The sequence below is a fragment of the Paenibacillus glycanilyticus NBRC 16618 genome (assembly GCF_004000805.1).
GTDB classification, from domain to species: domain Bacteria; phylum Bacillota; class Bacilli; order Paenibacillales; family Paenibacillaceae; genus Pristimantibacillus; species Pristimantibacillus glycanilyticus.
The window spans coordinates 1-23299 of the sequence record NZ_BILY01000061.1 but is presented as its reverse complement, the minus strand read 5'-3'; the positions used below and the strand labels follow the sequence as shown (position 1 = coordinate 23299).

Here is a 23299-nt window from a genome sequence, read left to right as displayed (position 1 = left end):
CCGCGCTGGCCGGCGGCGCAGCGCTCGCGCAGCAGCATAGCGCCGCGGCGCGCCTCGAGCGCGCGGCTTCGCTGCTCGCGCCTTACGCGCCGCTGACAGCCAGCGCGGACGCTATGCGCGATAAAGCCAACCGGCTGCGGGATAGCCGGTTCACCATCGCGCTGTTCGGAGCCTTCAGCGCGGGCAAATCCTCGCTCGCGAACGCGCTGCTTGGCGAGCCGGTGCTGCCGGTGTCGCCGAACCCGACAACCGCAGCGATCAACCGCCTCGTGCCGCCGACGGCCGAGCACGAGCATGGCACGGCCCTTGTCGTCATGAAATCCCATGACGCCATTATCGAAGACCTGCGCTACTCGCTGGCGCTGCTTGGCGAGGACGCTTCCGAATCCGCCTTGCCGAACGCATCGGCTATTATGCTAGCTATTGATATGCTGACGCCGGATGTCATCCATGCCGGCGGACGTCCGCATTACAGCTTCCTTCGCGCAGCCCGCAAAGGCTGGGAAGCGCATGAAGCGCTGCTTGGCACCCAAATCTCGGTCTCGCAGGACGAATACGAGAAGTTTGTAGCCGAGGAGTCCCGTTCTTGCTTCGTCAGCGAAATCGAGCTTCATTACGATTGCCCGTTGACGCGCCAAGGGATCGTGCTTGTGGATACGCCGGGGGCAGACTCCGTGAATGCCCGGCATACGGGCGTAGCCTTTAATTACATCAAGAACGCGGACGCCGTTTTGTTCGTCACTTACTATAACCACGCCTTCTCGCAAGCGGACCGTCAGTTCCTGATGCAGCTTGGACGGGTGAAGGATCAGTTCGAGCTTGATAAAATGTTCTTCCTGGTCAACGCAGCCGACCTGGCAGCCGATGACGAAGAGCTTGAGGGCGTGCTAAGCCACGTCGAGAGCAACCTGCTTCAGCATGGCATCCGTAACCCGCGTTTGTTCCCGGTATCCAGCCTGCAAGGCTTGGATGCCAAGATGGACGGCAATATGGAGCTGCTCTCCCAATCGGGGATCGGCGCCTTTGAACAGTCGTTCCTTGGCTTCGTGCAGAACGATCTCGGCAAGCTGGCTATTGACGCGGCAGAGCAGGAGATTGCAAGAGCCGCTTCCACGGTGGCCGGCTGGCTGAAGAGCGCCGCGGGCGATGCCGCGTCCCGCCAAGCGGAAAGCGAACGCTTAGGCCAGCTGCAGCTTGAGGCGAATGCCTCGATCCGGACGTTCCAGGAAAACGATCCTCCGGCGCAAATGCTTCAGGAGCTGAACGAGCTGCTCTATTATGTGGTGCAGCGGATTCAGCTTCGCTTCGGAGAGTTTTACAACTATGCGTTTAACCCTTCAACGCTGCAGGATGACGGCCGCGATCTGCGCAAAATGATCTGGACCGCATGGCTGGAGCTTCAGCGTCAAGTGCAGACCGAGCTGTCCCAGGAGCTTCAGGCGACAACGCTGCGTATGGACCGCAAGGTGAACAGCCTGCTCAAGAAGCTGTACGCGAATTTGACCGAGCAGCTGGAATCGCTGATTGCCGGTTACAGCAGCGCGGCTTACGCGGCTAAGGATCTTCCTACCCCGGATGCCGTTGCGGAATGGAAAATGTCCGGCGTGGATGCCAAATGGCTGTGGAGCCGGTTCAAATCTCCCCGCCAATTTTTCGAGGGAGATGGCAAAGGCCAGCTTCGTAAAGAGCTGGAAGAGGCCGCTTCTCCTGCCTTGCAGGCGTGGATGAACGAGCATATCGACAGCTGGTCAGGCCTTTATACCGGCTTGTGGAGACAATGTGCGGAGGAGACGGGCGCTGCCCTTGCCGATGATTTATCCCGTTATGTGCAAGGCATGCAGACCTCCTTGTCCGACGAAGCGGATACCGAGCAGCTTGGCAGACTGCATCAGCAGATTGCGGAGCTTCAATCCTCGGCGGATGCCTAACCTTTTCATGCATTTATCGCGTTTTATGCCCGCAACGGCTTTATGAGCCGTTGCGGGCTTTTTTTGCGTCTAGGGAGGTGCAGCGCCGTGAATCTTACGGACTATATCTTCGGAAAGCAATCCTTCGAATGCAGGGTGCGAGTATGATCATTGCTAGGTTAGTTAAAGGTTACTGCTCACAAAGTCGGTTTTTTGGAACAAATACACTGATTTTTAAATGGGAAATGCATGGCCTGCAACTATAATGAAGGGGTGATTTCCAGAATTTATCTGGTATAGGAAGAAAGGAGGGTAACCTTGGCAACTGCTTTTGTAAGCGCATCCAAATCTTTTTTTTCGGGAGGAATTAATAAATGGCAAAACGTGCAACTAGCGGGAAAACCATTCGTGCAATGATGGCTGGCGTTCTAGCCTTATCGCTTACGATGACGGGTTCTGCATGGGCAGCTCCTGCGGCGCAAGGTACCGTCGGCCAACAAGGGGGTAAAGAACGCGTGCAATTAGAATATTTGGACCGGGGACTTGCGGCAGCTACAACGTCTGAAGGCGTGTTTATCAGCTGGAGGCTTTTAGCCTACGAGGTAACGGGCAGCACGGAAAAAGGTTTAACGGGACCGGCATTTAATGTCTACCGTGACGGGGTTAAGATCGCTACCGTTACGGACAGCACCAATTATCTGGATCGGTCGGGAACATCGTCTTCCAAGTATCACGTGGCGGCGGTAACCGGCGGGAAAGAAACCGATCAAAGCGCGGCCGTTCAGCCATGGGAGCAGGCTTATTACGACCTGAAGCTGAACAAGCCTTCGGACGGGGTCACCCCAAAAGGCGAGGCTTACACGTATTCCGCTAATGATATGAGCGTAGGAGACGTAGACGGCGACGGGCGGTATGAGTTTTTCGTCAAATGGGAGCCTTCCAATTCCAAGGATGTCTCGCAGCGGGGCTATACGGGCAAAACCTATATCGATTGCTATACGTTCGAAGGCAAGCTGCTGTACCGGGTTGACCTTGGCGTTAACATTCGTTCCGGAGCGCATTACACGCAATTCCTGGTTTACGATTTTGACGGGGACGGCAAGTCGGAGATGATGTTCAAGACCGCCCCGGGTACTAAAGTGTTGAAATACGGAGCAGACGGCAAGGTCGAATCCGAAAAATATATTACCATGCCAAAAGCGGATCTGGAGGCCGGCTACAGCAATGAAGATGATTACCGTCTCAGTGCGCAGGGCTATTACGATCATGTGGTGAACATGTTTATGGGCTGGAGCGACCGGGAAGAGGTGAAGAACGGCAGCTGGCCCAAAACGCTGGAGGAAGCTTTCGGCATAACGCCGAAATACAGCTATCCGCTGTCGCTTGAGGATGCGCGCAGCCTGACGGATTATTTCATGGATGTCTACGCGCCAAGCCGGAGCGTAAACAACAAGCTGCGCGAATTCGAGGGCTTTATTGTGGACGGGCCGGAGTACTTAACCGTATTCGAGGGAGCGACCGGCAAAGAGCTGGAGACCATTGCGTTCAAGACGCCTCGGGAGGATGACGGACTGTTGTGGGGCGATTATGCGATGAGCCGGATCGAGCCGGCTAACCGGGTTGACCGTTTCCTTGCCGGAGTTGCTTATCTGGACGGTCAAAATCCGTATGCCGTTTTTGCGAGAGGGTATTACACAAGATCAACTCTTGTCTCTTATGGTTGGGATGGCCATCATCTGAAGGAGAATTGGTACGTGGACAGCGGCTGGACGCCGATGACGAATCCGTTTAACGACGGACCGCATGGCCGGGACGGTACGGATCCGGAGTATGGCACGCTAACTACCCAAGGCGCGCACTCGTTAAGCGCGGCGGACGTAGACGGCGACGGCAAGCAGGAGATTGTTTACGGCTCCGCAACGATTGACCATGACGGCAGCCTACTCTACAGCTCGATGGATGTGATGCCTCCTCAAAGCGCAACGCCAGGCGCGGTAGCAAGACTTGGTCACGGCGATGCTTTGCATGTGACGGACATCGATCCGAACCGACCGGGTCTTGAAATCTTTATGGTTCATGAGGGCGGAGCTTATGCTCCTTACGGTTATTCGCTGCGCGATGCAAAGACCGGGGAAGTGTTGTACGGCGGATATACCGGCAAGGATACGGGACGCGGCATGATTGGGGATGTGGATCCAGCAAGACCTGGTCTGGAAACGTGGGCAGTTGGTCTCTGGAGCGCTGACGGTCAGAAGCTGGGGAATACGGCGCCGGGAACGAATATGAGCATCAAGTGGGCGGGGGATATGACGACGCAAATCGTGAATGGCGCTATCGACGTTACGCCAACCATTGAGGACTGGAAGCGTGGAAAACTGCTCACGGCAACCGGTACCTTGACCAACAATTATACGAAGGGCAATCCTTCGCTTGTGGCGGATATTTTCGGCGATTGGCGAGAGGAGCTGCTTGTACGTACAACGGACAGCAGTGCCATTCGAATTTATATGAGTACCGAGCTGACCGACCGGAAGCTGTATACCTTGATGCATGATCCGCAGTACAGAGCCGAGGTTGCCCGTCAAAATACGGCGTACAACCAGCCTTCGTATACCAGCTTCTATTTTGCTTCGGATACGAACTTTAACAACGTACCGGTTCCGAACGCATCGCTTCCGGGTCTCTTAAGCAGCCTGCAAAATAACCTTAACGGCTATATCGCGGACGGCAGCGTAAAAGGGGCAATAGTCAGCCAGCTGACTAATACCCTAGAGCAAGCACAGCGTCAATACGAGAAGGGCTCCAAGGACAAAGCCGCTGATTTTGTAGTCAAATTCCTGTCTCAGTTAGAGAAGCGTTCCGGTAAGGATCAAGTTTCGGATGCGGCCGTCAAAAATCTGACCTCTCAAGCCCAGCTGTTGATATCGCAATGGACTAAATAATCGGAATAGAAAATTTGCGAGGTCACGGCGAAAGAATTTCGCCTAGGCTGACCGCCAAATAAAAGGGGCTATCCCATTTGTCATATTGATGACTTATGGGACGCCCCGTTTAATCATATCCGCCTTCGGCAGCGGGCAAGGCTTTATAAGCGTCTTTTCCCTCTACAATCTGCTGGATATAACTCCTCAGCTCGAGCAAATCCTTCGCATCCTTCGTCATGTCGCAGTACTCGTTTGTCCAAGACAAGGTCTTCGTCTCGCCGTTAACGGTAATTTTCCAGCTGTCGGTACTGCTTGGCGTCTGTGAACAGTTACCCTTCCGCGGGAATCGTTTCTCGTCCAGGATGGCGATATCTTTCATTTTCCCGTAAATCGATTGAAGCTCATCGTTGCTAAAAGACAAAGCTGTCGTGGCTGTCCCCTTCGTGACGAGATCCTTGGTGACGGTGCCGTTGTACGTGTTGATTTCGTTTTTATGGTCTTCCCCGTATCCGAAGCTGACCGAGAATCGGAAATCCTCCGGCATATCCTCGGGTATTTGAAGCTTTTTCGTTTCCTTGCTGCATCCCGCGAGAAACGCAAAGGCAACGCTTAAGATGATAAGAATACGAATCATGTTCTCCTCCCTTGCAAAGATAACGCAAAAAGAGGAGAAATGGTTGCGCTTGTTTATGCCGTTTGCGGAGTCTTCGCTTGATTTTTGACAAGCGGGGGAAGCACGACAAAGTAATAAATGCTTACGCCAAGCATGCAGATGGCGAGGATGTAATGCAGCCAGGTGATGGAGATCCAGGAGGGAAAAGCCAAGGCTACAAAGCCAAGAGCCAAGGAATGGCCCAGCATCATAACGGGATCGGTCAAAGCATTGACTTTCCCCATGAATTGCGGCGCAACAAGCTCGGGCATCCATCCGCCGATGACGATATTAGCGGGTGCAAGAATAACCCCGGTCAGGAGAATGAGGCCAAGATACGCGTAGATTGACGTTATAGAGCCGATTGTAAACGTAAGAAGGCTGGCGAGGAAGAAACCGGCAATCATGACAGGGGTCTTTGAAAATTTATTTATGAGGACAGGTGCAAGCATACTCCCGATTAAGAATCCGATGCCGAGAAAAATCATAATGAGGGAGGAATGGAGTAAATAATTTTCCGGACTTAATTTGTATTTCATGACGAAAATCGGAAGAACGGCAAACACGCCATTCACGATCCCGAAAAAGAAGAAGCCATGTATCAGGTTCAACAACAGTTTGTTGCGATAAATATATTGAATTCCTTGCGAGAAATCTTTCCATATGAGTGAAGCGCTAATGTCGCGAACCCGGCTTTTCCCGTTCGGAATTCGGGCAGCTTCCGGGTATCGTCCCCAAGCTATAAGCAAGCCGGAGATAATAAAGCTGATCGCATCGATTAGAATGGCACCTTCAATCCCGAGCCAGTGATAGGCCGCCGCGCCAAGGCTTAAACCAAACAACATGAACAAAGCGCTGACGATCTGGTTTAATCCCGCTGCTTGAACATATTGTTCCTGCGCGAGGCATCCTTGCACGAGTCCCATCTCGGCAGGACCGAAAAATCGGGCTACCGCGCTGCGAAGGAACAGTACCAGGAAACAAAGAAAGAGCCAATCGGTATGAACGCAAACAAGCAGGACGAATGTAAGCATAGTACGGATCCAGTCACTGTAAGCCGCAATGAACTTCCGGTCGAAGCGGTCGGCGGCAACTCCGACAATCCAGAATACGGCGAGAGTCGGGATCGAATACATAAGCTCCGCGGTTGAGGCGAGCGAAGGTCGGGAAGCGAATCTGTCAACGAGATAATAAGCGAATGCCATATTGCCGATGACCGTTCCAAGCTGCGAAGCGATCGAAGCCATAAATAGCTTGTTAAACGCGGGATTGCGAAACAAAGTGATCACGGCTCATCCTCCTATTGGTTCTATCCGTCAAGGGACGGTTTTAATAAACGATAAAAGTATTGGCTCATCTCCTCAAGCTGAACGGTTGTGCGCGCCATTTCAGCGCCAACGGCAACGGTAAGGGTAATGATGCCTTCCTGATAGGAAGAGATCATTCTGGAGATGTCCGTTACCGGCTTTGCCGGATTAAATTCACCCTTGTCAATGCCTTTCTGGAGTAGGCCCGATAAACGGTTGATTCCATTCTCGTAACGTTGAAGCAATAATGCTCTTATCTCCTCGTCCCTCCAGCCGGTAAGGAAATATTCATAGAAGGCGGGAAGCAAGCTTTCGTTACCGGGTAAGCACAGCTCTTCTTTCAACTGATTAATCTGATTGTTGATGATTGGCCAGATGCGGGGGTTCATGGCTAGAGCATCCTCTAGCTGCTTGTCGTATTCCTCGTCTTGATGGTCCATCAATGCTTCGAAAATCTCTTCTTTCGTTTGAAAATATAAGTAGATCCACCCTCGACTCATGCCCGTCTCAATGACAATATCCTTTAACGTTGCCGCACCATAGCCTTTTACCGCAAACACTTGTTTTGCGGCTTCGAGAATTTGAAGCCTGCGTTGTTCCTTTTGATCGTTTGAAATTTTAGGCGACATCCTGCTTACCAACCTTTCGTTAAAATGAACCGCGTGTCATTTTAATTATAATGACACGCGGTTCATTTTTCAATCGTGATGATCCATGATTTCCTTTTTTTCTCTCTATTGCCTGTTACTCCGGGTACCTGTATAACCGCCAACTGGCTGCCTTCCTTTGTTTTTCTCATAATGGGATAGAACAATTTACAAGAACAAGGAGGCGCTTGATATGCGTGCAATGATGATTCCACAGTTTGGCGATGCCGAAGTATTGACCCTAACCCGTCTGGAGGTCCCTGCACCTGGACCTTTTGAAGTTACGATAGATGTTGCTTATGCCGGGGTTAATTACGCCGAGGTGTTGTTCCGGAAAGGAGGCGTCCCGAATTTGCCTCTTCCTTTCGTACCTGGCATAGAGGTTTCCGGCACGATTCGAGAGATAGGGGAGAAGGTGACGGGTCTGCGCACTGGTCAGCCAGTTGCAGCCTTAACGATAGTTAGCGGAGGCGGATACGCGGAGGTGGTTAAAGTGCATGCGGATCTTGTTTTCCCGCTTGATGAAGCGGGAGGCCAAGTCAGCATGGAGAGCGCGGCTGCTTTCCCATCGAATGTAACGACTGCGTACATGATCATATCGCAGGTGTCCCGCATGCAGCGTGGAGAGACGGTGCTGGTCCACGCGGCTGCGGGAGGCGTGGGCAGCGCAATCGGCCAGGTAGCGAAGACGCTTGGCGCCGGACTTGTTATCGGAACGGTCGGAAGTACGGATAAGGTGGACTATGCGAAAAGCCTAGGTTATGACGAAGTCTATCTGCGGGAGGATTTCGAGGAGCAAGTAACGGAAAGGACGGGCGGACGGGGAGTAGACGTTGCGGTTGATCCGGTTGGCGGGTTGATGAGGGAAGCGTCGCTGCGGCTGCTTAAGCCTCTCGGAAGATTAATTGCAATGGGGAATGCCGGCGACTCGGAAGACGTGAAGCAATCACTCAATGAATTATGGTTTACAAGCAAAACTGTATCCGGCTTTAATTTGCAGCTATTGAGCATGACCGCACCGCAGCTGGTGGCTGAATCGGCCAGAAAGGCCTTGGCTCTGGTAGCGAGCGGGGAGGTGAAAGTGGATGTAACCGGCCTTCTGCCGCTGCACAGCGCCGAAGAGGCCCATAGACGAATCGAGAAAAGAAAATCCACGGGCAAAATCGTTTTAAAAGTAGGCTCCTGACAGCATACCGTTAGCTGTTAAGCAGATGCTGCATGTTCTCTTGCGTACCGGTTCCTTCCACGGGAATGTAGACGCAGCAATGCGCGCTGCCGTTTCCGTTAATCTGGGAGAAGGTATTGATATTGAAGGTAAGCAGTCCGGCTTCGGGATGATGAAGACGAATGGTTTTGATGGTCTTATCCATAATGTCATGCGTCGACCATAAAGCGAGAAATTCCGGGCTTGCACCTATTAGTCGGTCAATCAGATTGCGGAAGGCCAAGTCGTTTAAATTTTTCTCGTAGCGTCCGCGAAGCACTCCGGCCGTATATTGGGCATATTCTTCCCAATCCGGTAAGGAACGGCGTAAATTCTCGTTCATGAACGTCAGCCAGGCCATGCAGCGGTCTTCCGCGGGAACCGAGGGGAAATCGAAAATGATCCGGCAGGCGGCATCATTCCAGCTCAAAACCTCCGTGCGGTCCGTCGCAACGAAAGCAGGGTAAGGAAGCTGATCGATAAGCTTGTTGATATCCGGGGACAGCTGATTTACGGCCGGAGAAGGATTTGGCAGCTCCAGATTTGCCAGGTGAAGCATATGCAAATGCTCGTTCTTGCTTAGCTTCAATGCCTGGGCGACGCTGTCCAGCACTTGTCTGGAAGGGGCGGCAGCCCGCCCTTGCTCGAGCCAGGTATACCACGTGGTGCTGACGTGGGCAAGCTGGGCGACCTCTTCGCGGCGGAGCCCGGGCGTTCTTCGTTTGCCGTAACCCGAAGGGAGACCGGCTTCGGCAGGATTCATTTTCTCCCTGCGCGATTTCAGAAATTCTCCGAGCAGGACGGCTTTTTGCTTATCCATTCGGCATATCCTCCTCGTTTCTTTATACCCCATTATACTCGGGGATGAAGATGGAACAAGAGCAAGTCGCCGGCCTGCCGTACCCCATGCAAAGAAGCGTCCTTTCCTCGCGAAAGGGCGCATTTTTATTTTTTAAAAAATCTTTTCTTTGGCCTATTTACATATCCCTGTGTGTTTCTGTGCAAAAATGGAGGAATTGCCACACATCTGGGATGATTATGGATTATTTAGGAGGATACCCCGTTAATCTTTCCCGATTCGCCATAATCGGCTGTTTCAGCTAATTATACGTGATTATCTACTGTTTGCGCGGGTCTCGCCGTTACTGCTAATATTCATTGCATAATTATACAAATAAAGAACGGGGAGATGGATTTACTTGGACGTCTTTAGGCAATTGAAGCGGTTTTATTGGGTTGAGCGAAGGTATCTGCTGTCATCCATTATTTGTTTGATGTTTGCGACTGCGCTTGGCCTGGTGTATCCGAATTTGCTGCGTTACTTGATTGACGATGTTATCAAGCCAAAAGACTTTGACAAAGTGCCGATGCTAGCTCTTTCCGTCGTAGGGGTCGTTACCTTGAAGGGCTTCATGCAGTTCCTGCACGGATTTTTCGGCGGCAGGCTCGGCAACCGGGTAGTTTTCCGCATGCGCAACGCCTGTTACGACAAACTTCAAACGCTTTCATTCCAATATTACGATAAAGCGAAAACCGGCGATTTGATGTCCAGGCTAACGGCCGATCTTGAAGCAATCCGCCAATTTATCGGCTTTGGCTTTGCCCAGATTCTGAACGTAGCGCTGATGATCCTGTTCGGCGGAGCGATGATGATGTCGATCGACTGGAAGCTGACGCTGATTACGCTGGTCACGATCCCGTTCCTTGCTTTTACGGCAATCCGCTTTGAGAAACGGATTCATCCCGCCTTCCGCGAAATGCGCAAAGCGATGAGCAATCTGACAACGGCGGTTCAGGAAAATATTACGGGCGTGCGGACGGTCAAGTCCTTTGCCCGCGAGCCGCATGAGGTAGATAAGTTTTCGAAGCGGAACGAGCAATACAAGGCGAATCAGATTGGCGCCTCTTCGATTTGGGCGAAGTTTTTCCCTTCGATGGAGCTTCTCGCCAACTTGAGCGTCGTCATCCTGCTGGTGGCAGGCGGTACGATGGTTATCCGCGGCTCCTTAACGCTTGGCGAACTTGTTGCCTTCTTCAGCTTAATCTGGTACATCATAGGTCCGATGTGGGGAATTGGATTCCATATCAATAACTATACCCAGTCCAAAGCATCCGGCGAGCGGATCATGGAGCTGCTTAACACGCATATCCATGTCCAAAGCATCGAAAACGCCGTTGAAGTGGATAAAGAAGTGGTTAGAGGCCATGTCCGCTTTGAGAACGTGACGTTTAATTATCCGGACAAAACGCCTGCGGTCACGAACATTAACATCGACGCGCCTGCGGGCAAAGTGGTTGGTCTGCTTGGGGCGACGGGCTCGGGCAAATCCACCATTATTCAACTCATGATGAGGGCTTATAACGTAAAAACGGGCCGGGTTACTCTTGACGGCATCGATATTCAGAATCTGGATGTGCAAAGCCTGCGCAGCCAAATTGCACCGGTATTTCAGGAGACCTTCCTGTTCTCGGCTTCGATTCGCACCAACATTGCCTACGGGGAAAAAAATGTAACGGACGAACAAATTTTCCGCGCAGCCAAGCTTGCGAAAGCGCATGATTTCATTATGGAGCTGCCGCTCGGCTATGAAACGATCGTAGGCGAGAGAGGGATGGGCTTATCCGGCGGACAGAAGCAGCGTATTGCGATTGCCCGCGCCTTGATCCGAAATCCCCGGATTCTTATTCTGGACGATGCGACCAGCGCGGTCGACATGGAGACGGAACACGAGATCCAGGCAGGCTTTAAAGAGCTGATGTCCGGCCGGACTACGTTTATTATTGCGCACCGGATTTCGTCGCTCCGCCATGCAGACGAAATTATCGTATTGGATAACGGTCATATCGTGCAGCGCGGTACGCATAACGAGCTGATTGCCGAGCATGGACCTTATCGCGACACCTATAACATTCAATATGCCGATCGGCCGCTTGCGAACCTCGATTCTTCGGTACCGGAGCGGAAAAGGAGCGTTGTTCAATGAGCAGTTCGAATAAGGAACTGAAGGATAGAATCAAGAATGCAAGCGAAAACGGCAAGAAAGAACGTTTTATTTACCAGGATGACGATGCGATCGAAAAACCGTTTAACTGGTCGCAGATGCGGCGCTTGTTCATTTATATGAAGCCGTATACGCGCCAATTGATTCCGGTAATTGTCGCCATGATTATCGGCACGATCACCAGGCTGACCATTCCGGCCTTAACCATTGTGGCGATTGATCAGGCTATTCAGCCGGAGAGCGGAGAAACGAGCTACGGTAAGCTTTATTTGGTTGCAGGCATTATGGTGGCTCTATTCATTATCCAATGGGCTTCCAACCAGTATCGGATCAAGTATACGAACATTATCGGCCAGAAGGTTATCTACGACCTCCGCCATCACCTATTCCAGCATATTCAGAAGCTGTCGTTCCGTTTCTACGACAAGCGTCCCGCGGGCTCCGTGCTTGTGCGGGTAACCAATGATGTTAACGCCCTGCAGGATTTGTTCACGAACGGCGTCGTCAACTCGCTTATGGACTGCGTGCAGCTTGCCGGAATCGTGATCATCCTTCTGATCTGGAACTTCAAGCTTGGTCTTGCCGTGATGATTACGGTTCCGATTATGTTCCTTGTCTCTTCCGCGCTCCGCAAGCGAATCCGCTTCGCCTGGCAGGATGTGCGCAAGAAGCAGTCGCGGATCAACTCCCACTTGAACGAAAGCATTCAAGGGATGAAAATTACGCAGGCCTACGTACAGGAAAAAGAAAACATGCGTTTCTTCGATAACATGAATGCGGTCAACGTAAAAGCATGGAATAAGGCTTCGGCGCTTAACCAGACGTTTGGCCCGGTTATCGAGGTTACTTCGGCAATCGGTACGTTTATTTTATTCTGGTACGGCTCTTATCTCATTGAGCATGAGGAGATTACCGTTGGTCTGCTCGTCGGCTTTGCCAACTATGTCGGCAACTTCTGGGATCCGATCAACCGCCTGGGCCAAGTATATAACCAGCTGCTAGTCGCGATGGCTTCATCGGAGCGGATTTTCGAGTTTATCGACGAAGAGCCGACGGTAGGCGAACTGGAATACGCGAAGCCGCTTGCCAGTATTCGAGGCGACGTGCAATTCGATAATATCGTATTCGAATACGAGAAAGGGCGCCCTGCGCTGCATGGCATCAGCATAAACGTAAAAGCCGGCCAGTCCATTGCGCTTGTTGGCCATACCGGCTCCGGCAAAAGCACGATTATTAACTTGCTCTGCCGCTTCTACGACCCGGTTTCCGGCGTTGTCCGGATTGACGGTCAAGACATTCGCAACATTACGCTTGACAGTCTTCGTTCCCAAGTAGGCTTGGTTATGCAGGATACCTTTATCTTCTCCGGCACCATCCGCGACAATATCCGTTACGGCTGCTTGAACGCAACGGACAACGAGATTGTAGAGGCTGCCAAAGCCGTTAACGCGCATGATTTCATCATGTCTTTGCCTGACGGATACGATACGGAAGTCGAGGAGCGGGGGAACGTTCTGTCGATGGGGCAGCGCCAGCTGCTTTCTTTCGCCCGCGCTTTGCTGGCGGATCCTCGCGTGCTGATCCTGGATGAAGCGACGGCAAGCATCGATACCGAGACGGAGCTGAAGATTCAGGAGGCGCTTAAGACGCTGCTGAAGGGACGCACGTCCTTCATGATCGCTCACCGTCTGTCAACGATCCGCAATGCGGACGAAATTATCGTTCTGGATCACGGCAGGATCGTAGAGCAGGGCAATCATGAAGCTTTAATCAAGAAAAACGGCGTTTATAACGGACTTATCGAGGCCCAATATCGATTCTTGTCGGCCTAGTATTGATTTTTAGTTAAAGAACCTCCACAATGGAAGAAAATAAACCAGACTTCGAGGAATACAAGGATATTCCGTTCGCTCGACGCTGGGTTCTTCCGGGAGGTTCTTTTTTATTATGTATGGATCACCATTGACAACGAATGCACGCAAGCTTCTTCTGCTCGGCTCGGGCGAGCTTGGCAAGGAGGTTGCGCTTGAGGCACAGCGCCTTGGCGTAGAGACAATCGCGGTTGACCGCTATGCGAACGCGCCGGCCATGCAGGTTGCCCATCGTTGCCATGTTACGGATATGCTTGACGGTGCCGCAATCAGACGGATTATCGAAGACGAGAAGCCGGACTTTATCGTTCCGGAGATTGAAGCGATTGCTACCGAAACGCTGCTGGAGCTTGAGCAGGAAGGCTTTAACGTCATCCCTACCGCACGCGCGGCTCGCCTGACGATGGACCGCGAGGGCATCCGCCGTCTGGCGGCCGAGACGCTTGGTCTCCCAACGGCTCCTTATCGGTTCGCGGATTCGCTTGACGAGCTTAAGGCCGCAGTCAAAGAGATAGGTCTGCCTTGCGTAATCAAGCCGATCATGAGCTCTTCCGGCAAAGGGCAAAGCGTCTGCAAGACGGAAGCGGACATCGAAAGCTGCTGGAATTATGCGATGGAAGGCGGCCGCGCGAAAAAAGCGCGGATTATCGTGGAAGGCTTTGTTACGTTCGAATCCGAAATTACGCTTCTTACGATCCGTTCGGTATCCGGAACAAGCTTCTGCGCGCCAATCGGCCATGTTCAGAAGGATGGGGACTATATCGAGTCCTGGCAGCCTCATAATATGACTCCGGAGCAAATCAAGCAAGCGGAAGATATTGCATTGCGTATTACGGACGAGCTTGGCGGTTACGGGCTGTACGGGGTAGAGCTGTTTATTACACGGGACGGCGTTCTGTTCAGCGAAGTATCTCCTCGTCCTCACGATACGGGCATGGTTACAATGGCGACGCAGGATTTGTCGGAGTTCGCCCTGCATGTACGCGCTATTCTCGGTTTCCCGATCCCTACGATCCGACTGCTGACGCCTGGGGCAACCCATACGCTGAAGGCGGACCGCGAATCGGCTTCCTTCCGCATCGGCGGCGTTGAACAAGCGCTCGCTCTGCCGAATACGCAGGTACGCGTCTTCGGCAAGCCGGAGACGAAAGTCGGCCGCCGGATGGCCGTAGCCTTGAGCTCGGCCGGCAGCGTTGACGAGGCGCGCGATCTGGCCCGCCAAGCGGCGGAATCACTCCATATTCAGTACGACTAATCAGACTTCTTAGCGGCGGCTTCCCTTGTGCGATAACAAGGAGGAGCCGCTCCTTTTTTGGCGAGTCATGAATGGAACTTGGCGATAACGAGCATGAATAATTTAGCGTGGGACGCGAATTTATGTTATTCTGTTAATCCATCGAGCGCATTTGACCGATATTGATAAGGGCACAAACTTCATAACCGTCGTTATACTCGTATCTTTACTAATCGGGATAAGTTGAATTAAAATAGCTTGAAGATATGGAAACGTGAAGCTTCGCAAAATTTAGGAGGCATACCCATGGCAGAGCAAGTAGATCTTTTCGCAAAAACAGCGGCCCCGGAACGGAATTACGAGGCCGATGACATACAAGTGCTCGAAGGCTTGACCGCTGTCAGAAAGCGGCCGGGCATGTACATTGGCAGCACGAGCAGCTCCGGCCTTCATCATCTGGTCTGGGAAATCGTCGATAACGCCGTGGACGAGCATTTAGCGAAATTTTGTACGGCGATCGACGTCACGCTGCACAAGAATGGCGCGGTTACCGTGCAGGATAACGGGCGCGGCATTCCGACAGGGATGCATAAGACAGGAATTCCGACGCCGCAGGTCGTATTCACCATCCTGCACGCGGGCGGCAAGTTCGGCGGCGGAGGATACAAGAAATCCGGCGGTCTGCACGGCGTAGGCGCTTCGGTAACAAACGCATTGTCCGAGTGGCTTGAAGTGGAAATTTTCCGTGACGGGAAAATACATAAGATGCGCTTCGAATACTGGGTAGACGATAAAGGCAAGGAGCATGTCGGCGAGCCGGTAACAGGGCTTGAGATTACGGGGAACACGAACCGGACGGGTAGCAAGGTAACGTTCAAACCGGACGCGCGCGTCTTCCAGGGCGGCACCTCGCTGAACTACGATACCCTGGCCGAGCGCCTGCAGGAGATTGCATTCCTGAACTCGGGCCTTAAGGTTACGATCAAGGACGACCGCAGCGGCAAAGAGGATATTTTCCACTACGAAGGCGGCGCCCGCCAGTTCGTGCAATATTTGAACGACGACAAGACCGTCCTGCACGATGTCGTTCATTTCACAGGAGAGAAGGACGAGATTGAAGTGGAAGTAGCGCTTCAGTACAACGACGGATATACCGAGACGATCGCATCCTTCGTGAACTCGATCCCGACACGCGGCGGCGGTACGCATGAGACCGGTTTCAAAACCGCTTATACGCGGGTTATGAACGAATATGCCCGCAAGGCTGGTCTCCTGAAGGAAAAGGAAAAGAATCTCGAAGGCAATGACCTGCGCGAAGGCATGATGTCGGTCATTAACATCAAGATGTCCGAGGTCGAATTCGTCGGCCAGACGAAGGACCAGCTGGGCAGCGCGTCGGCTCGCAGCGCGGTAGATGCCGTAGTCTCCGACAAGATGCAGGTGTTCCTGGAAGAGAATCCGCAGGTCGCGCAAATGCTGCTGAAGAAGGCGGTACAAGCCTCCAAGGCAAGAGAAGCGGCACGCAAAGCGCGCGAAGAAATCCGCAGCGGCAAGAAGAAGAGCGAAAGCTCCAATCTGAATGGCAAGCTGACGCCGGCTCAGTCGAAAGATTTCTCGCGCAACGAGCTGTTTATCGTCGAAGGGGATTCGGCGGGCGGTTCGGCGAAGCAGGGCCGGGATTCGAAGCATCAGGCCATACTGCCGCTGAAGGGCAAGCCGATGAACCCGGAAAAAGCGAAGTTGCTGGATATTCTGAAGAACGAGGAATACAAAGCGATTATAAGCGCGATTGGAGCGGGCGTTGGTCCGGAATTCGACGCCGATGAATGCAATTACAACAAAATTATTATTATGACCGACGCGGATACGGACGGCGCGCATATTCAGGTGCTGCTGCTGACGTTCTTCTACCGGTACATGAAGCCGCTGATCGACACCGGGCGCGTCTATATCGCTCAGCCGCCGTTGTACAAAATTACTCGCAAATCAGGCAAGCTGGAGACCGTTCGGTACGCCTGGACGGACGAGCAGCTGCAAAACTATTTGAAGGAATTCGGCAAGAACTTTGAGCTTCAGCGCTATAAAGGACTTGGCGAGATGAACCCTGACCAGCTGTGGGAGACCACGATGGATCCGGAGACGCGGACGCTGCTGCAGGTGCAGATCGAGGACGCGGCCAAAGCAGAACGCCGCGTGTCAGCGCTGATGGGCGATAAAGTCGACCCGCGCAAGCGTTGGATTATCGAGAACGTGGACTTCACAGAATACGTAGAATAGGAGGTAACGGCATGGGCATGCTGGAACAGTTTTTACCGGCGTATTTGGAAGAGGTCGTTGGAGACCGATTCGGCCGTTATTCGAAATATATTATTCAGGACCGCGCTATTCCTGACGTAAGGGACGGGCTTAAGCCCGTTCAGCGCCGCATTTTGTATGCGATGTACGATTCGAACAATACCCCGGACAAGCCATACCGCAAATCGGCGAAAACCGTCGGGGATGTTATGGGTAATTACCACCCTCACGGCGACTCTTCGATCTATGAAGGCATGGTGCGGATGGCGCAGCCTTGGAAGATGGGCCATGTTCTGATTGACGGACACGGCAACTGGGGCTCGATGGACGACGACCCGGCAGCGGCAATGCGTTATACCGAAGCGCGTTTGTCGCCAATCGCCATGGAAATTTTGCGCGATATCGATAAACGGACCGTCCAATTCAAGGATAACTTCGATAATACGACGAAAGAGCCGGTTGTATTGCCGTCCCGTTATCCAAACCTGCTGGTGAATGGCACAAGCGGGATTTCGGCCGGTTTTGCGACGGAAATTCCGCCGCATAGCCTTCGAGAAACCATCGATGCTTGCATTGCCGTCATGGCTCGTCCGGAGATTACCGTTGAAGAGCTGATGGGCATCGTGAAGGGCCCGGACTTCCCGACCGGCGGCATTATTATGGGCGAGGAAGGAATCCGCGAAGCCTATACGACGGGCAAAGGCCGAATCTATATCCGCTCGAAAGTCGAGATCGAGGATGTACGCGGCGGCCGCCAGCAGATTACGATTACGGAAATTCCGTACCAGGTCGTGAAATCGCGCCTTGTCAGCGCGATGGAAAATATCCGTCTCGAGAAGAAGGTAGAGGGGATCTCCGAGGTTCGCGACGAGAGCGGGCGCAACGGTCTTCGAATCGTTGTTGAGCTGAAGAAGGAAGCGGATGCGAACGGCATTTTGGCTTATTTGCTGAAGAAAACCGATCTTCAAGTCACTTACAACTTCAACATGGTCGCGATTGTGAACAAAGCGCCGCAGCAGCTTGGCATCAAGCAGATTCTAAGCGCTTATATCGAGCATCAGAAGGAAGTCGTGACTCACCGCACCAAATACGAGCTTGAGAAAGCCGAAGAGCGTGCGCATGTCGTGGAAGGCCTCGTAAAGGCGCTGAATATCCTCGACGAAGTAATTGCGACCATCAAAGCTTCCAAGAACCGCGCTGACGCGCAAAACAACCTCGTAGCGAAATACGGGTTCAGCGAGCGGCAGGCGGATGCCATTCTGACACTCCAATTGTATCGTTTGACGAACCTGGAGATTACGTCGCTGGAGAAGGAATTGAAAGAAACGCAGAAGAAGATCGCTTACCTGCGTTCGATCCTCGAGAGCGAGAAGAAGCTGCTTGGCGTAATCAAGGAAGAGCTTACGGAGATCCGCGAGAAATACGGCATCGACCGCCGCTCGTCGATCCGCGGCGAAGTGGAAGAGCTGAAGGTGAACCTGGAGGTTATGGTTCAATCCGAAGACGTAATCGTTACGCTTAGCGAAGAAGGCTACATGAAGCGGACAAGCATGCTGTCGTTCACCCGGTCGGGCGGCGATCTGCAGACGGCAGGGGTGAAGGAAGGTGACGCCATCAGCAGCGTTTACGAAGTAAATACGATTGATAACCTGCTGCTGTTCACCCGCAAAGGCCAGTACTACATGCTTCCCGTGCATCAAATTCCGGAGTTCAAATGGAAGGATACGGGTACGGCGGTCGTCAATATCGTACCGATTCCGAAAGACGATTCCATCATAGCCATTATTCCGGTGAAAGATTTCAATCTGCCTGGAGCATCGCTTGTATTCGTTACGAAACGCGCCCAGGTGAAACGGACGGAGCTTAAAGAATACATGACCACCCGTTCAACCGCCATTGCAGCCGCCAAGGTTGCGGACGGAGACGAGGTTATCCGAGTTATGCTAAGCGACGGAACGAAGCAGCTGCTTCTCGTCAGCAAGCTTGGCATGAGCATTCGATTCAGCGAGCAGGAAGTAAATGCAATGGGGCGCGTCGCCGCAGGCGTACGCGGCATGCAGCTTAGAGAAGACGATGAGCTGATTGCGGCGGAATGGGTTGCGGATGACGAAGGCGAAGTGCTCGTCGTGACGGATTTGGGTTATGCGAAACGCACGCTGCTGCTTGACTATCCGCTGCAAGGAAGAGGCGGCAAAGGCGTTCAAACCTTCGAATTCAAGGAAGGCAAGCGCGTGAAGCCGAACGGCTCCGCACTCGTCGCAGCTTTGTACTGCAAGGAAGAGTTAGGCATTATAGCGCTTACATCGCAAGGCGGCCAGCTTGCGGCGTCTTCGGAAAAAGCGCCGATTGAAGACCGGAAGTCCATTGGACGCATCCTGCTTCCGCTCGAGAAAAACGATGTTATTGCGACGATCTTTATCAGACCTGAAATATCTCCTCAATCATAAGGTCGGTTAGGCGGATCAAACCGTTCAATCAACCGAATGATTGCATCAAACATGACCCACATTGGCACCAGCTCATCCGGGCGGTCAAGCCATTGTGGGTCTTTTATGATGCCGTAGGCTTTTATCTTGCGAATGATTTCTGCTTTTTGGTCATCCATAGGGATCACTCCTTCATGCATCGATTCGACGAATTGGTCAGATGCCTATGCCCATTGTATGTCTACTGTTGTCAGAATGTTCGACTTTATCGCGATTAATGACTCAAATTATTAATCGGGTTAACCTTTTATTCGACATTAGCGAATGTTATAATTGGTATAAATGAGAAAATTGGACAGGAAGCGGGTGCTCATATGGTTTCAGAAGAATTTACTCGGCTGTGGATGAAGATGACAAGAGATTGGAAGGATAGTTTGGAAGATGGACTTGCGCCTCTGACGGAAGGTCAATTGAATGTACTTGATATTTTGCTGCGGCATGAGCCAATGAAGCCTTCTGAACTGCTGCAGTATCTTGCGACAACTCCTGCTGCCATTACAACTTTGCTCGACAGAATGGAGCGCAACGAGTTAATTGTACGTACAAGAGATAATCAAGACCGCAGGATCGTATGGGTTTCCGTATCGGAAAAAGGAAGAAGCGAGGCCCAGCGCGGAGCGGAAGTCCGCTCCAAGCTTATTGGAGATTCGCTGGACCGTATTTCTTCCCATAACCAGCAGCTTCTCGTGTATCTGCTGGGCAAGGTTGCAAATGCTTGATTAGCTTTACTGTGAATCCGTGTTTAACATAGCGCGCAGACGATTGCGAAGAACCTTAAGCGTTTGCTTCATGGAGCTGTAGTCATTCTCCGTAAGCAAGCTGTCGCTGGCCGCTGTAATCGTCTGCTCGACCGGCAGGATGCGGTATTTATAATAGCTGCCCGACAAGTAACGGTGTACCCATGTAGGAGTTGCTTCAATATCCGATAGCTCGATTGAGCCGTCGGATTTATTTTTTCGTACGGTTACTTTATAGATTACGCCATAATCCTTAGTGTCGCCGCGCTGTGCGGAGATGAAATTGCCCATAGAATAAATAATAAGTCCGTGTCTTTCCTGCCCGCTCGCGTCGGTCGTATCAAGTACCTCGTACGGCTGTATAACATGGGGATGGGAGCCGGCAATGATATCCGCTCCTTCGGCAACCAGCTTGCGGGCCAGCTGCTTCTGCTCATCGTTAGGCGTTGTCTGATATTCGATGCCGAAGTGCAAAGCTATCGTTACAAAATCCGCGCCAAGCTTTTTCAAGCGATGAATATCGTTTATCATTTTCTGCTCATCGATTAAGGAGACGGCGTACGGCTTGCCCTTCGGAAGCGGGATTCCGTTAGTTCCGTAGGTGTAAGCGAGCAGCCCCATCTTGATGCCGTTATGCTCGACAATGACGGGCGTATCCGCTTCTTCCTGGGATTCCGCCGTACCTTTGATGACAAAAGGATATTGCTTGAGATGCTGCAAGGTGAGCATCAGTGCTTTGTCGCCTTTGTCGAGCGAATGATTATTGGCATTGGTCAGGATGTTGAATCCAGCATACTGCAGCGCGTCCAGCAGCTCCACCGGGGCATTAAAGCTTGGATAACCCGTATAGCCGTATGCGGGGCCGGCAACCGGTGTCTCCAGATTCGCCATTACCCAGTCGCCTTGTTCAAGAATCGGTTTGACTTCGTCGAAGAAATAATTGAAGTTGTATTTCTTCGTTTTGCTGTCATACGCGCCGGGAAGCTCCGGCTTATGCATCATGATGTCGCCTACGGCCATCCATACGGCTTCCTCGTATTCCGGGGTTGGCACCGGCGTTGGCGTCGGCTCCGGCGTCGCGGTTGGTGCAACCGTAGGGTCCGGAGTGGCTGAAGGCTCTGCGGAAGGCTCAGGACTGTTTGAGACGACAGTTGGTTTGACGGAGTCCTGCTTGAGAGTTGCGGTAACGATAATCAAGATACCCGCTGCCGAAAGCAGCAGGAGAAAGAAATGAATGGTCAAGCGCTTCTTGCTTCGCATTCTGCGCATGAAGGGCGAATCCCTCCTTAAAGGTAGATGCTGGATGCTTCCTCGAGCTGATCGCTTGTCCACCAGGACCATGCGGGAGAACCGTATGGAACGGACCGGAAGCATTGAAGCTCTTTCGTAACCGGATGAGGCGCTTCCACCGAAGTAGACCAAAGGGCGATATCGGTTACGGACGCCGTGGCCGGAGCGCCGTATTTGCGGTCTGCGACAAGCGGACAGCCGATATAAGCCATTTGAGCCCGGATTTGATGCGGTCTGCCGGTATGCAGCTTTACGGCGATCAGGGAGTAACCTCCAGCCTGTGCGCATACCTTGTATTCCAGAATGGCTTCCTTCGCTTCGGCTGCGGGTTCTTTGAATACGGTTACTTGATTGCGTTTGGCGTCTTTGCGTATGTAATGGCGAAGACGGTCCTGCTGCTTAGCCGGTTTGCCGTGAACAACGCAGACATACGTTTTGCCGAAAGTGCGGCTTCTGACGGCTTCGGACAAGCGGGACGCCGCCTTGGAGGTTTTTGCGAACAGCATCGCTCCGCCAACGGGCCGGTCCAGTCTATGAACGAGGCCGAGGAAGACATTCCCCGGCTTGTTATGGCGGATTTTCAGATCCTGTTTAATTAGCGTCAGCATGTCAGGGTCCCCGGTCTCGTCCTCTTGGGACGGGATTCCGGGGAGCTTGACTACGGCAATAATATGATTGTCTTCATACAATACCGGTATTGGAGTTGCTTCGTTCCCTGCAGCCATTATTCCGACTCCCAGCGTCCAAGAATGCCGCAAGGCAAATGCAGGCCCGATTGGGTGATCGGCAAGCCGATTTCGCCGCAGTTGATCATGCCGCCGAATTTGCCCTTCATTGTCGTATGCAGCAAATTGTGAAGCACGGTCGGAGACAGGCCGGTCGTATAGGAGTTGATCAGCAGGAACAACGGGTTATCCGAAAGGATAGTCGTGCAGAATTCCAGGAACGGATAGAGGTTCTCTTCCAGCTTCCAGGTTTCGCCGTTAGGTCCGCGTCCGTAAGAAGGCGGATCCATGATGATCGCATCGTATTGGCGGCCGCGGCGCTGCTCGCGCTGCACGAATTTGAAGACATCATCGGTAATGTACCGGATTGGCGCGCTTTCAAGGCCGGATAGCTGCGCATTTTCTTTCGCCCATTGCACCATGCCTTTGGAAGCGTCCACGTGCACGACTTCCGCGCCGGCTGCCGCTGCAGCAACCGTAGCTCCGCCGGAGTAGGCGAACAGGTTCAGCACGCGGATTGGACGGCCTGCGGAACGGATTTTGTCCATCATCCAGCTCCAGTTCACCGCTTGTTCGGGGAACAGGCCGGTATGCTTGAAGTTGGTCGGCTTAATGTGGAACTTAAGCTCGCCGTAAGCGATGGTCCAGCGCTCGGGCAGGCTGGATTTGAACTGCCATTGTCCGCCTCCGGAGGAGCTGCGGTGATAATGCCCGTCTGCCTTTTTCCAGGCTCCGGATTCATCGGCGATTGGCCAAATGATCTGAGGATCCGGACGGCGGAGAATATATTGGCCCCAGCGTTCAAGCTTGTCCCCCGCACCAGTATCAATGACCTCGTAATCAACCCATTTATCTGCTACGTACATGTTATTGTAATCCTTCCTTGGTGTATAATTTTCGTTGTATTATAATGAAAGTCTTCGACTATTATAACGAAGCGCACCAGATGAAGCAATTAGGTTCATGCTTACGAAGCAAGAATCGCCACAAAAAGCGCGTGACAATTCTTTAGGTTAAC

The 23299-nt window shown here is 52.5% G+C and carries 17 protein-coding genes; 9 read left to right on the top strand and 8 right to left on the bottom strand.

Annotation, left to right across the window (positions count from 1 at the left end):
* Together PGL01S_RS29220 and PGL01S_RS29215 are read left to right on the top strand one after the other, a co-directional pair.
* On the top strand, nt 1-1928 hold a 1928-nt coding region (locus PGL01S_RS29220), incomplete at its 5' end, for a dynamin family protein (protein WP_174806619.1).
* Between the two features lie 353 nt (nt 1929-2281).
* The gene (locus PGL01S_RS29215; RefSeq protein WP_127499024.1) at nt 2282-4849 is read left to right on the top strand and encodes a rhamnogalacturonan lyase; all 2568 of its coding nucleotides are present in this window, start codon (nt 2282-2284) and stop codon (nt 4847-4849) included.
* 109 nt (nt 4850-4958) lie between these two features.
* Here PGL01S_RS29215 and PGL01S_RS29210 read toward each other — a convergent pair whose 3' ends face one another.
* The 3 genes from PGL01S_RS29210 to PGL01S_RS29200 are packed head-to-tail and all read right to left on the bottom strand — an operon-like array spanning nt 4959 to nt 7419.
* On the bottom strand, nt 4959-5465 hold the full coding sequence (locus PGL01S_RS29210) for a hypothetical protein (RefSeq protein ID WP_127499022.1): 507 nt from the start codon (nt 5463-5465) through the stop codon (nt 4959-4961).
* Between the two features lie 53 nt (nt 5466-5518).
* Entirely contained in the window at nt 5519-6772 is a 1254-nt protein-coding gene (locus PGL01S_RS29205; RefSeq protein WP_127499020.1) for an MFS transporter, read from the bottom strand.
* 20 nt (nt 6773-6792) lie between these two features.
* Nucleotides 6793-7419, bottom strand: coding sequence for a TetR/AcrR family transcriptional regulator (locus PGL01S_RS29200; RefSeq protein WP_127499018.1), 627 nt, complete (start codon nt 7417-7419; stop codon nt 6793-6795).
* Between the two features lie 211 nt (nt 7420-7630).
* Between PGL01S_RS29200 and PGL01S_RS29195 the strand changes: the two genes are divergently transcribed.
* Nucleotides 7631-8623, top strand: coding sequence for a quinone oxidoreductase family protein (locus tag PGL01S_RS29195; RefSeq protein WP_127499016.1), 993 nt, complete (start codon nt 7631-7633; stop codon nt 8621-8623).
* Between the two features lie 10 nt (nt 8624-8633).
* Here the strand turns inward: PGL01S_RS29195 and PGL01S_RS29190 are convergent, their stop codons facing one another.
* On the bottom strand, nt 8634-9461 hold the full coding sequence (locus PGL01S_RS29190; protein ID WP_164775627.1) for a helix-turn-helix transcriptional regulator: 828 nt from the start codon (nt 9459-9461) through the stop codon (nt 8634-8636).
* Nucleotides 9462-9840: 379 nt separating this feature from the next.
* Between PGL01S_RS29190 and PGL01S_RS29185 the strand changes: the two genes are divergently transcribed.
* The 5 genes from PGL01S_RS29185 to gyrA all read left to right on the top strand — a co-directional run bounded on the left by PGL01S_RS29185 (nt 9841) and on the right by gyrA (nt 19490).
* On the top strand, nt 9841-11625 hold the full coding sequence (locus PGL01S_RS29185; protein WP_127499012.1) for an ABC transporter ATP-binding protein: 1785 nt from the start codon (nt 9841-9843) through the stop codon (nt 11623-11625).
* Complete coding sequence (locus tag PGL01S_RS29180) at nt 11622-13475, top strand: ABC transporter ATP-binding protein (RefSeq protein WP_127499010.1); 1854 nt, start codon at nt 11622-11624, stop codon at nt 13473-13475. Before PGL01S_RS29185 ends, PGL01S_RS29180 begins: the two co-directional genes overlap by 4 nt.
* Nucleotides 13476-13590: 115 nt before the next feature.
* Nucleotides 13591-14769: a formate-dependent phosphoribosylglycinamide formyltransferase gene (purT, locus tag PGL01S_RS29175; RefSeq protein WP_127499008.1), complete on the top strand. Its 1179-nt coding sequence runs from the start codon at nt 13591-13593 to the stop codon at nt 14767-14769.
* A 285-nt stretch (nt 14770-15054) separates the two neighbouring features.
* Nucleotides 15055-17025 (top strand): DNA topoisomerase IV subunit B, encoded by a 1971-nt coding sequence (gene parE, locus PGL01S_RS29170; RefSeq protein ID WP_127499006.1) that lies wholly within the window; start codon nt 15055-15057, stop codon nt 17023-17025.
* Between the two features lie 11 nt (nt 17026-17036).
* Nucleotides 17037-19490, top strand: a complete 2454-nt coding sequence (gene gyrA, locus PGL01S_RS29165) for a DNA gyrase subunit A (protein WP_127499004.1) — start codon at nt 17037-17039, stop codon at nt 19488-19490.
* On the opposite strand, the gene PGL01S_RS31015 is transcribed toward gyrA, so the two are convergent.
* Nucleotides 19481-19648, bottom strand: a complete 168-nt coding sequence (locus tag PGL01S_RS31015) for a hypothetical protein (protein ID WP_164775626.1) — start codon at nt 19646-19648, stop codon at nt 19481-19483. The genes gyrA and PGL01S_RS31015 overlap by 10 nt on opposite strands.
* A gap of 195 nt (nt 19649-19843) precedes the next feature.
* Here PGL01S_RS31015 and PGL01S_RS29160 point away from each other — a divergent pair, with 195 nt between their 5' ends.
* On the top strand, nt 19844-20248 hold the full coding sequence (locus tag PGL01S_RS29160) for a MarR family transcriptional regulator (RefSeq protein WP_127499002.1): 405 nt from the start codon (nt 19844-19846) through the stop codon (nt 20246-20248).
* Between the two features lie 6 nt (nt 20249-20254).
* Here the strand turns inward: PGL01S_RS29160 and PGL01S_RS29155 are convergent, their stop codons facing one another.
* The 3 genes from PGL01S_RS29155 to PGL01S_RS29145 are packed head-to-tail and all read right to left on the bottom strand — an operon-like array spanning nt 20255 to nt 23147.
* Entirely contained in the window at nt 20255-21535 is a 1281-nt protein-coding gene (locus PGL01S_RS29155) for a CapA family protein (protein WP_127499000.1), read from the bottom strand.
* 17 nt (nt 21536-21552) lie between these two features.
* Nucleotides 21553-22281: an RluA family pseudouridine synthase gene (locus PGL01S_RS29150; RefSeq protein ID WP_127498998.1), complete on the bottom strand. Its 729-nt coding sequence runs from the start codon at nt 22279-22281 to the stop codon at nt 21553-21555.
* Entirely contained in the window at nt 22281-23147 is an 867-nt protein-coding gene (locus PGL01S_RS29145; protein ID WP_127498996.1) for a class I SAM-dependent methyltransferase, read from the bottom strand. The genes PGL01S_RS29150 and PGL01S_RS29145 overlap by 1 nt, the downstream gene beginning before the upstream one ends.
* Between the last annotated feature and the right edge of the window lie 152 nt (nt 23148-23299).